This window comes from Hyphomonas sp. TMED31, assembly GCF_002172815.1.
Taxonomy (GTDB): domain Bacteria; phylum Pseudomonadota; class Alphaproteobacteria; order Caulobacterales; family Hyphomonadaceae; genus Hyphomonas; species Hyphomonas atlantica.
This window is the reverse complement of the sequence record NZ_NHCK01000005.1, coordinates 1-10,680: the sequence shown is the minus strand read 5'-3', so window position 1 is coordinate 10,680 and position 10,680 is coordinate 1. Positions and strand designations below refer to the sequence as shown.

General features: G+C 56.0%; 10 protein-coding genes and 1 pseudogene. 7 read left to right on the top strand and 4 right to left on the bottom strand.

Going from position 1 to position 10,680, the window contains the following annotated elements:
• From CBB91_RS00700 to CBB91_RS00675, 6 genes and pseudogenes are all read left to right on the top strand, one after another.
• Positions 1-186 (top strand): annotated as a pseudogene (locus tag CBB91_RS00700) (transcription termination factor Rho); the annotation flags it as partial.
• A gap of 15 nt (positions 187-201) precedes the next feature.
• Positions 202-1,536: a tRNA uridine-5-carboxymethylaminomethyl(34) synthesis GTPase MnmE gene (gene mnmE, locus CBB91_RS00695; protein WP_273011089.1), complete on the top strand. Its 1,335-nt coding sequence runs from the start codon at positions 202-204 to the stop codon at positions 1,534-1,536.
• A 68-nt stretch (positions 1,537-1,604) separates the two neighbouring features.
• The gene (gene mnmG / locus CBB91_RS00690) at positions 1,605-3,470 is read left to right on the top strand and encodes a tRNA uridine-5-carboxymethylaminomethyl(34) synthesis enzyme MnmG (RefSeq protein WP_273011087.1); all 1,866 of its coding nucleotides are present in this window, start codon (positions 1,605-1,607) and stop codon (positions 3,468-3,470) included.
• Positions 3,471-3,475: 5 nt separating this feature from the next.
• Positions 3,476-4,099, top strand: coding sequence for a 16S rRNA (guanine(527)-N(7))-methyltransferase RsmG (rsmG, locus tag CBB91_RS00685; RefSeq protein ID WP_337957154.1), 624 nt, complete (start codon positions 3,476-3,478; stop codon positions 4,097-4,099).
• On the top strand, positions 4,086-4,898 hold the full coding sequence (locus CBB91_RS00680) for a ParA family protein (RefSeq protein ID WP_035549725.1): 813 nt from the start codon (positions 4,086-4,088) through the stop codon (positions 4,896-4,898). The genes rsmG and CBB91_RS00680 overlap by 14 nt, the downstream gene beginning before the upstream one ends.
• Before the next feature lie 5 nt (positions 4,899-4,903).
• Positions 4,904-5,821 (top strand): ParB/RepB/Spo0J family partition protein, encoded by a 918-nt coding sequence (locus CBB91_RS00675; protein WP_035549722.1) that lies wholly within the window; start codon positions 4,904-4,906, stop codon positions 5,819-5,821.
• Positions 5,822-5,825: 4 nt separating this feature from the next.
• On the opposite strand, the gene holA is transcribed toward CBB91_RS00675, so the two are convergent.
• The 4 genes from holA to CBB91_RS00655 are packed head-to-tail and all read right to left on the bottom strand — an operon-like array spanning position 5,826 to position 10,359.
• Positions 5,826-6,860 carry a DNA polymerase III subunit delta gene (holA, locus tag CBB91_RS00670; RefSeq protein WP_273011081.1) on the bottom strand — a complete coding sequence of 345 codons (1,035 nt, stop codon included), beginning with the start codon at positions 6,858-6,860 and terminating at the stop codon, positions 5,826-5,828.
• Positions 6,860-7,321: a hypothetical protein gene (locus CBB91_RS00665; protein WP_272983469.1), complete on the bottom strand. Its 462-nt coding sequence runs from the start codon at positions 7,319-7,321 to the stop codon at positions 6,860-6,862. Before CBB91_RS00665 ends, holA begins: the two co-directional genes overlap by 1 nt.
• 5 nt (positions 7,322-7,326) lie before the next feature.
• Positions 7,327-9,894, bottom strand: coding sequence for a leucine--tRNA ligase (gene leuS / locus CBB91_RS00660; RefSeq protein ID WP_273011079.1), 2,568 nt, complete (start codon positions 9,892-9,894; stop codon positions 7,327-7,329).
• Positions 9,895-9,930: 36 nt separating this feature from the next.
• Complete coding sequence (locus CBB91_RS00655) at positions 9,931-10,359, bottom strand: DUF3576 domain-containing protein (RefSeq protein WP_272983471.1); 429 nt, start codon at positions 10,357-10,359, stop codon at positions 9,931-9,933.
• Between the two features lie 106 nt (positions 10,360-10,465).
• On the opposite strand from CBB91_RS00655, the gene CBB91_RS00650 reads away from it, so the two are divergent.
• On the top strand, positions 10,466-10,680 hold a 215-nt coding region (locus CBB91_RS00650), incomplete at its 3' end, for a hypothetical protein (RefSeq protein ID WP_273011077.1).

The following is a 10,680-nucleotide window of genomic DNA, read 5'->3' as shown; positions in this document are numbered from 1 at the left end:
ATCGACATCATGAAGTCCGGTACGCGGAAAGAGGAATTGATCACTCCAGCTGACCAATTGTCGAAGATCTACATTCTTCGCCGCATCCTCGGGCCAATGGGCACGAACGATGCGATTGACTTCCTGCTCGACAAGCTGCGCCAGACGAAGAACAATTCCGAGTTCTTCGAAGCCATGAAAAACTAAGGGAGCGCCTGGCCCATGAGCGAGCGCGATACAATCTGCGCCCTCGCCTCGGGCCAGCCCCCCGCTGCTATCTGCATCATCCGTCTATCCGGAGACCGGATCTGGAAGATCGCAGGCGCCTTGTTGGATTGTGGCTTGCCCGAGCCTCGTCGCGCAACGTTGACCCGGTTTCGCGATGAAGACGGCAACATGATCGATGAAGGCCTGGTCGTTTTCATGCCGGGACCGCATTCATATACTGGTGAAGATACGCTCGAACTGTACCTTCATGGCGGTCCGGCAGTTATCTCCCATGCAATCAGTACACTGATAAGTGAACCCGGTGTTCGTCTGGCTGAACCCGGAGAGTTCACGCGCCGTGCATTCGAAGCTGGCAAACTTGATCTGACTGAAGCTGAAGGTGTTGCTGATATTATCGAGGCAGAGACCGACGCCCAGAAGGCTCAAGCTCTCCGACAATTGTCGGGTGGTTTGACCGAACAGTATGACCGCTGGCGTGCGGAACTTACCGGCATACTTGCATTGATTGAAGTTGTTGTTGATTTCCCTGATGAAGACGATGCGCCAGAAGAAACTACGGCGCCAGTGCTCCGCAAACTCAATAACTTGATTGGCGATATCGAAGCCGCACTCGGCGACCGGGGTGTTGGCGAGAAGATCCGCGACGGTTTTCGTATCGCGATCATTGGGGCACCCAATGCAGGCAAATCCACGCTGCTCAATCGTCTCGCAGGTCGTGAGGCAGCTATCGTGACGTCGCGACCTGGCACCACGCGAGACGTGATTGAAATTCGTCGTGTCATGGGTGGCCAAGTGGTCTGGATTTCCGATACGGCTGGACTTCGGGAAACTGATGATGAGATCGAAGCCGAGGGCGTTCGCCGTGCGGAGCGGGTAGCATCAGAGGCTGATTTGCGCGTCTTCATGGTTGATGGGAGCGCGCCCGACCTGAGTGTCCTGACCTCCCCTTACCGCCTGCCCACCGATATAGTTGTGGTAAACAAGGCCGACAGCGATATGGCGGCAAACCTTCCTGCGTATGATTACAAGATCTCTGCTAAACGGGGCGAAGGCGTTCCGACGCTGGAAACGGCTTTGTCTGAATTCATATCCGGTAAGGCTTCATCGGTCGAAGCGCCAGTGATTACACGAGCTCGTCATCGAGTGCGTCTGGTTGACGGCCTGGCCTGTCTGATAGCTGCGCGCGATGCACTTGAGCTGGGTACCGGTCCAGAATTGGCGGCTGAAGATGTTCGAATGGCGATCCGGCATCTGGGGGCTGTGGTTGGCGCAGTCGGCGTGGAGGATGTGCTGGGTGCCGTGTTCTCTGAATTCTGCATCGGCAAATGACCCCTAGGGTTTGGGGGCTCAAACCGCTATATAGCGGCTTTCTGAAACTCCGGATCTGAAGTAGCGCCATGAGCGACACAAACCAATTTGATGTAATCGTTGTCGGCGGCGGTCATGCTGGCTGTGAGGCTGCAGCTGCCGCGGCGCGGACGGGTGCGCAAACCGCGCTTGTCACTCACAAGCGCGCGACGATCGGCGAAATGAGTTGTAATCCGGCCATTGGTGGGCTCGGAAAAGGCCATCTGGTTCGGGAAATCGACGCACTCGACGGTTTGATGGGGCGCCTGGCTGACAAGGCGGGCATTCAGTTTCGCATGCTGAACCGTTCGAAAGGCCCGGCGGTCTGGGGCCCGCGGTCCCAGATTGATCGCAAGCTCTATCGTGAAGCCATGCAGGATGAATTGTCAGACTATCCCAACCTGACAATCATTGAGGATGGGGCCGAAGATCTGATTGTTGAAGATAATCATGTCGCTGGCGTGATCGGATTGGATGGCGACGCGTATCGCGCCGCTTCGGTCGTGATTACAACCGGCACCTTCTTGAAAGGTATGATCCATATTGGGGAAAAGCGGATTCCCGCCGGACGGGTTGGTGAAGCGCCGGCGATTGGATTGTCAGACCGGCTATACGGTATGGGTTTGCCGATGGGCCGTTTGAAAACGGGAACGCCTGCCCGCCTCGACGGTCGGACCATCGCGTGGGACCGGCTGGAGATGCAGCCTGCAGACGCGGAGCCAATACCGTTTTCATATCTTACAGACGAAATTATTGTGCCTCAGGTCCAGTGCGGCATCACATGGACGACGCCGGAGACCCACGCAATTATCGCGGAGAATATTGACCAGTCCGCCGTTTATTCTGGCGCGATCGCAGGACGTGGCCCGCGATATTGTCCGTCTATTGAAGACAAGGTTCACCGGTTCGCAGACAAGGATCGCCACCAGATTTTTCTGGAACCAGAGGGACTGGACGATCATACTGTCTACCCAAATGGCATTTCGACATCGCTTCCGGAGGAAATCCAGGAGCGCTTTCTGCGCACAATTCCTGGATTGGAGGACGCGAAGATCCTGCAGTACGCCTATGCGATCGAATATGACTATGTCGACCCCCGCGCTTTGTCGTCCTCGTTGGAAGTACAGGCTCTTCAGGGTTTGTATCTGGCAGGCCAGATCAATGGCACGACCGGTTACGAAGAGGCCGGCGCTCAAGGCCTGGTTGCCGGTCTGAATGCGGCACGTGCCTCTTCCGGCCAGGAGCCAGTCATTTTTGATCGGGCGGAAGCCTATATCGGCGTTCTGATCGATGATCTCGTCACGCGCGGGGTGACGGAGCCCTACCGAATGTTCACGTCGCGGGCGGAGTACCGTTTGGCACTACGAGCGGACAATGCCGACCAGAGGCTTACCGAGAAGGGTATTGCCGCCGGATGTGTCGGGTCTCACCGGGCAGACGTGTTTCACGTGAAACACTCCGCGCTTCAAAAGACCCGGGATCAATTGAATGCCTTGACCTTGTCACCGGCTAAAGCGGCGCAAGCCGGTTGGGCCGTCAATCAAGATGGACGCGTCCGTACGGCTTGGGAGTATCTGTCCTATAAGGATATCAATTTGGGCGCGCTTTCGGCGGTTTGGCCGGAACTTGCCAATCTGGACGATGAGATCGCAACCCAGATTGAGATTGAAGCGCTTTATTCTTCTTATCTCGAACGACAAGCTGAAGATGTGGCTGCGCTTCGTCGCGATGAGGATCTGACCATCCCGATGGATTTGGATTATTCCAAGGTCGGAGGGCTCTCAAACGAGGTTCGCCAAAAGCTCGAAGCCGTTCGTCCAACGACTCTTGGTCAAGCCGGACGTATCGAAGGTGTTACACCAGGCGCACTGACCGCGCTGCTTGGATTTGTTAAGCGTCGGAAGAAAGCCGGTTAACATTCATGATGAATTCTGACGACCGCGCGGCGTTTCACGCCGAATTCGATGTTTCACGTGAAACATCGGAAAGATTGGACGCGATAATCTTAACCCTGGACGCTTGGCGCAAACGGTCAAACTTGATCGGACCGCGTGAATGGCCGCAGATCTGGACGCGACACGTGGCCGATTCCTTTCAAATCCTTCCATACGTTCCCGAGGCGGCAAAATGTGTGGATCTGGGATCTGGCGCCGGGTTTCCGGGACTCATTGTTTCTGCAGCCCGTCCAAATGGGCACGTGACGATGATGGAGAGCGTTGGAAAAAAGTGCGCGTTTCTACGCGCTGCGATTACCGAAGCCAGTCTGAACGCCGCCGTTTATCAGGGTCGAATAGAGGCGGCACCAAATTCCGATGCGGAAATTGTGACGGCGCGAGCGTTCGCACCAATGCCAAAACTTCTGGAATACGCGTCGCCCTGGATGGAAAACGGCGCCACAGGGGTTTTTCTAAAAGGCGAACGCTGGAAAGAAGAATTGACGGACGCCCAGCAAAGTTGGAACTTCGCGTATGAGGCGATTCCAAGTCGCACTGGTGGGTCAGGCGTCATCTTGATCGTGAGGGAGCTCGAACGTGGCAGGCGGTAAACCCAGAATATTTGCTGTTGTGAACCAAAAAGGCGGGGTCGGTAAGACCACGACCTCTATCAATCTCGGTACCGCATTGGCCGCCGTCGGACGCCGTGTCCTGATTGTCGACTTCGACGCTCAGGGTAATGCGTCCACGGGACTTGGTATCGAGCGTCAGGATCGTCATCAGACATCCTATGATATCGTCGTTGATCAGATTCCGTTGGAGGATGCTGTTCTCTCAACCATCGTGCCGCGCTTGGACATCGTTCCCGGGGATGAAAATCTGTCCGGTGTTGAAACCGAACTCGCGAACGATTCCCGCCGGTCGTACAAATTGCGGGATGCGCTTCATCAATATATTGCTCGCGCAGAGCAGGGCGAACTCGTTGAATACGACTATATTCTGATTGATTGCCCACCATCATTGTCGTCCCTGACCATGAACGCGATGACCGCAGCTGATGCGCTGCTTGTACCATTGCAGTGTGAGTTCCTGGCGCTTGAGGGTCTCAGCCAATTGTTGCGCACCGTCGAAGTTATCCGATCTGGCCTGAATCCGAATCTGGAAATCCAGGGCGTTGTCCTGACCATGTATGATCGCCGGAACAATCTGTCGGATCAGGTGGCTGACGAGGTGCGGGCATTCTTTGGTGCCAAGGTCTATAACACGGTCATTCCTCGGAATGTGCGTTTGTCCGAGGCGCCGTCATTTGGAAAGCCGGCGCTTCTATACGATTATCGTTGTCCGGGAAGTGAGGCCTATATCCGCCTCGCATCGGAAGTTCTTCAACGTGAAAAAGCGCGCGCGGCCTGATCCCAATGAGCGAAGACGGAAAGACAAAACCCTCCCGCCTCGGACGCGGCCTGTCTGCCTTGATTGGAGAAGTCGAAGCGGTATCACCTCCCGATTCCAAATCGGAAGAGGGTGGCGCAAAGGGTGCATCAGAGATTGCGATTGATCGAATTCGACGCAATCCCAAGCAACCGCGGCGGACGTTCGACGAAACAGCTCTGCAAGAACTTGCAGAGTCACTGAAGACGAAAGGCGTGCTTCAGCCAATCCTGGTGCGCCCCGATCCAAAGCAGAAGAATGACTACCAGATCATTGCGGGTGAGCGCCGCTGGCGCGCCGCCAAGCTCGCCGGTCTGACCAGTATTCCCGCCGTCGTGCGCGATACCGACGAGCTCGAGCTGCTGGAAATTGGGATTATCGAGAACGTCCAGAGGGCGGACCTGAACCCGATTGAAGAAGCCGAAGCCTATGATGCGCTGATGCAGCGCTTTGGTCGCACTCAGGACAGCCTGGCAACGAGTGTCGGAAAAAGCCGGGTACACATTACCAATACGCTACGCTTGCTTCAGCTGCCGGAAGCTGCACGAGAGCGTGTGAGAGCTGGCCACATAACTGCGGGGCATGCACGTGCGGCTCTTGGTGCGCCGGATCCCGAAGCACTTGTAGAGCTGGCAGTAGAGAAGGGCCTGACGGTTCGCGAAGTGGAGGCTCATGCCAAAGCTGCGCGTGAAGATACGCCGATTGAAACGAAATCTGCACGACCGAAGCCTGATGAGAAAGACGTCGACACCGAGGCGCTTGAAGCAGATTTATCACGGTCCATTGGGCTTGATGTGGATATCCGGCACGGAAAGAATGGCGGTGAATTGCGGATCAAGTACCGCGATCTTGAACAGCTGGATGATGTATGCCGCCGTCTCACNGCCAAGCGGAACAAGCTTTGATCTTCTAGCTGGCGAGTTCTGCAGCTCGGGCGATCTCATTCATCAGTACACGTATCACGGGATCTGCACTACCTGATCCGGACTTTGCCTGTTGCTCTGCCTCATAGATGCGTTCCATGACACGCATCAGGCGCTTGGTTGGCCATTTCCTGAGNCGTGCACTGAACATGCCCCATTCACTTTGCCAGACCGGTGGCCGTAATTTCATACCGGGATTGGATTGCCCGGAAGCCATCCTGGACTGGGCATCCAGCATTCGCATAGTTTCAAACTGGAGGGAGCGCAGAATCGAAATTCCACTCGTTCCCGCAACTGCCAGGCGATCAAGTGTGGAGTGAACCAGTGCGGGCTTTCCATCGAGCGCTGCGCGAATGGCAGCTGAAAGATTGTGATCGACATCTGTGGCGGACAACGCCCGGACGTCGTTCAAATCAAGTGGGCGGCCCAGTCCACGAGCATAGAGTGCGAGTTTTTCTATTTCGGAGTTTGCAAGATTTCGGTGACCNGGCAGGTCGCCTACAAAGAGTGCGAGCGCTTCCGGAATGATCTCGACNCCTTCNGCCTTNAGGACAGACTTCACGCGTTGTTCAATGNCGCCGGCATCATCTGCNAACAGCTGAAGACAGGCGGTCGACTGGGCGGACTCGGCGGCCGCGCGCAGCTTCGAGCGTTTTTGAAGGCCCCCGGCTTCGATGATCAGGCGGGCTGAATAGTATTCTTCCTGAGAATCGCCTTTCTGAATTGNCTCTATAAGAAGAGCAGCAATCTTGTCGCCGCTGGTGCGCACTCGAATGACGCGCGGATCGCCCAGCAGGGAAACGGCTTCAAGACCATCAAACAGGAGAGAGGGATCTTTCTTGATGGAATCATCATCCAGTGTGGTGACATCCATCGTCGCGCCCTTGGGCGTCCAGGCTTTGATCAGGNCGTGGGCCGCGTCTGATGAAAGCCCCGGATCTTCGCCGAATGCGAGAACCGCCCAGACCGACGGTTTGGGCTTGCGGGCAAAATCAGCGGCCTGTTTGCCCTTTAATAACATTAGTCGGCCGACAGTTTCAGCCGGATATCATCCGCGATCTTCTTACCAAGTTGGCGCGCCGCTCGCGTGCTTGCTCCAGTTTGGTTGGCAATATCGCCATATGGGCTATCAGGAACAGAAAAGCTGATCTCAGCTTCTTGTCGTCCCGAAAGACGCTTGCCACCATAGTTCAAGACATATGACCCACTCGACACAATACTGGACCGGGTCGCCGCGCCATCCGTCTCGAAGGTGAGGCGCGACAGACTCTCCGAGAGTTTCACAGAAAGTGTGGCAGGCTCAGATACATTCGGAAGACCAATCGCTAATTCCTGAAGCAGCGTTCTGCGGAGCTCGTATCCTGCGCGACCATCAATTTTTTCGACCGTAATATTTCCTGCTCGGCCTTCATTAAAGCCGCTGGAATAGACTGGCTGGAAACCGCAAGCTGCGATCAGGCTTAGGGCAGCGATGGCAATCAAATGTCTCATGCGACTACGATATTCACGATGCGCCCGGGCACAACAATGATTTTCTTCACGGACTTGCCTTCAATGAAATTTACCACTTCCGGAAGAGCGGATGCGGTGGCTTCGATATCTGATTTTTCCATGCTCTTCGGGACAGTGATTTCGCCACGGCGCTTGCCGTTGACTTGCACCGCCATTGTCACTTCATCATCAACAAGCAGTGAAGAATCTGCGACGGGCCACGGCGCCGAAGACACGAATGCCGGTTGTCCAAGCCGTTCCCAACAGGCTTCAGCCAGATGAGGCATGAATGGTGTCACACACCGTGCCAACATGGATGCCCCTTCAACCCGCGCGCCGAGCACAGCATCACCCGCTGACTCGGCCTTCTTCAATGCGCTGACCCATTCATGAATCGTTGCGACGGCAGAGTTGAAGCGGAACTCTTCGATCGCCTTGTCAATTGCCGCTACGGCTTTGTGGCTCGTCTTGCGGAGGGCTGTCGATTCAGCATCATCACCGGGCGCAATTTCAGTGTTTTCTGGCAATCCGTCAAAGACACTCCAGAAACGCTGCGCGAATCGAGCTGCGCCTTCGACCCCGGATTGTGTCCATTCGACGTCACGTTCAGGCGGAGAGTCAGACAGCACGAACCATCGCGCTACGTCCGCGCCGAACTGGTCGATAATGGCATCCGGATCGACCGTGTTCTTCTTCGACTTGGACATCTTCTCGATTGGCCCAGCCGTAGCAACCGCTCCCGTTGCTGTTTCAATCCAGGTATCGCCATCGCGCGTGACTTCAGACGGCTGTAGCCATTTGCCAGCTGAAGATTTGTAGGTTTCGTGCGTGACCATGCCTTGTGTGAAGAGGCCAGCGAAGGGTTCGCCGTTCGGCAAGTCAAGCAAGCCTACATCGCGCATCGCACGGGCAATGAATCGGGCATAGAGCAGGTGAAGCACCGCATGCTCGACACCGCCGACATACTGGTCCACCGGCATCCAGTAGGCGCGCTCTTCAAGATCATTTGTGCTGGCGAAGCGGGAATAGTACCAGGAACTGTCGACAAACGTGTCCAGCGTGTCGGTCTCTCGCCGTGCGGCCTTGCCGCAATTCGGACAGTCAACATGTTTCCAGGTTGGGTGCCGCTCGAGCGGATTGCCGGGCTGGTCGAATGACACTTCATCCGGAAGCTTCACGGGCAGATCAGCTTCAGGCACCGGCACGACGCCGCAGCTGTCGCAATGCACCACTGGAATTGGACAGCCCCAATAGCGTTGACGCGACACGCCCCAGTCGCGCAGGCGGTAATTTACCGTCCCTTCGCCGAGGCCCATCGCTTCGATTTTCTCTATTGCCGCGCGCTTTGCGTCTTCGATCGACAAACCATCAAGGAAGCCTGAATTGAAGATACTGCCGGGCCCGGTATAGGCTTCACTTTCGACATCGAACTCGACCGGATCGGCGTCTGGAGGCAGAACGACTGGGGTGACGTTGAGATCATACTTCCGGGCAAAATCAATGTCGCGCTGGTCATGCGCCGGGCAGCCAAAAATCGCGCCAGTGCCGTAGCCCATCAGTACAAAGTTCGCGATCCAAACGGGTAATGTCTTCGTGTCATCAAATGGATGTTTAACGGTCAGACCGGTGTCGAAGCCGAGCTTCTCGGCTTTCTCGATAGCTTCTTCGCTCGTTCCGATCTGGGCGCATTTTGCACGGAAAGCCTTCAGCTCGTCGGATTTATCAGCCAATTGAATCGTCAGTGGGTGATCTGGCGACAAGGCGATAAAGCTTGCGCCGAACAGCGTATCAGGACGAGTCGTGAAGATTTCGATGCCGTGATCGAAGCCGGCTGGTGCTGCCGAGTCGAACTCGAACCGCATCTGCAGGCCTTCCGACCGGCCGATCCAGTTCGCCTGCATCGTGCGTACTTTCTCAGGCCAACGTTCCAGTTTTTTCACTTCTTCCAGCAGGTCTTCTGCATAGTCGGTGATGCGGAAGAACCATTGTGTCAGTTCACGCTGCTCGACCAATGCACCAGAGCGCCAGCCACGGCCGTCAATCACCTGCTCATTGGCCAGCACAGTATTGTCGACAGGGTCCCAATTCACTTTGGAGGCCTTGCGATAGACAAGGCCCTTTTCCAGGAATTTCAGGAATAGTCCCTGCTGTGCGCCGTAATATTCAGGATCGCACGTTGCAAACTCACGGCTCCAGTCCAGCGACAGGCCGAGCTTCATGAACTGGGCCTTCATGGCGGAGATATTCTGATAGGTCCATTCGCCCGGATGGACGTTCCGCTCCATTGCGGCGTTCTCTGCCGGCATGCCGAAGGCGTCCCATCCCATCGGGTGCAGGACGTTATAGCCTTTGGCGCGCTTGTGACGCGCAACAACATCGCCCATCGCGTAGTTGCGCACATGACCCATATGAAGGCGACCCGACGGATACGGGAACATCTCCAACACGTAAGCCTTCGGTGCATCGCCAGCTTCGGCTGGAGATTTCGCGGTGAATAGCGCGGCCTTGTCCCAGGCTGCACGCCATTTCTGTTCCGCAATTTGCGGATCGTAACGGGTCGCCATGGCCCTGACCTTTCTGGATAAATGTGTCGGCCGGGCTTAGCCCAGCTGGGAATTTTTCAGCAAGCGCGCGCGATCCAGAATCTTGTTCTCAAGCTGAAGCGCTGTTTCCGGATCGACGCTGACATCAACCCATTCGCCGGATTCATTCTTTTCCTGACGGAATACCGAGACTTTCACGCCATCTGCGCGCAGGCGGGTATCAAGAATGTAGACCGTTGCCTTGATGCGCTCGTTCGGCGCGGTCTCGAAAGACTTCCAGTCATAATTGATCAGGCCGCCGATTGGATCAGCCGTTGCAACAGGCATGTTCTCGAACGTGTCGAGCGATGCGCGCCAGAGATATGGATTTACGCTGCCGATATTCTGTTGAACGACGCGCGCCTCGGCGCTGGGCCCTGAACTGGACTGGCAGCCTGAAACCATCAGCATGCCGGCAACCGCCGCAGAGAAAACATATTTGACCATGAAGAAAGTTCCTGAGTGCAAGACCTTGTTGACGGGCGTTTGTATAACAAGGGGTTTACAGGCTCGCCAGTGCTGATCTGCGCGTGGTGGCGGATGGAGGATCGGAATGAAAGTCGTGGGAATCTCGCTGCTGATGGTCCTGCTCGCGATGCCCTCTGCGCACGCCCAATGGGAAGAGGACTGGAACCCGTGGGAAACGGAAACCGAATTCGGGGCTACGATAGTTCTGGCGCCCGATGCGGATGAGCAGGCGCTCGGCATGATCTGGGCCGGCGCATCCACAAACCGAATTTTGGACAATGGTTTGGAGATTGGTGTTTC

Coding starts and splice junctions, on each gene's coding strand:
- mnmE (WP_273011089.1), top strand. CDS start 202: ATGAGCGAGCGCGATACAATCTGCGCCCTCGCCTCGGGCCAGCCCCCC.
- mnmG (WP_273011087.1), top strand. CDS start 1,605: ATGAGCGACACAAACCAATTTGATGTAATCGTTGTCGGCGGCGGTCAT.
- rsmG (WP_337957154.1), top strand. CDS start 3,476: ATGATGAATTCTGACGACCGCGCGGCGTTTCACGCCGAATTCGATGTT.
- leuS (WP_273011079.1), bottom strand. CDS start 9,894: ATGGCGACCCGTTACGATCCGCAAATTGCGGAACAGAAATGGCGTGCA.
- CBB91_RS00655 (WP_272983471.1), bottom strand. CDS start 10,359: ATGGTCAAATATGTTTTCTCTGCGGCGGTTGCCGGCATGCTGATGGTT.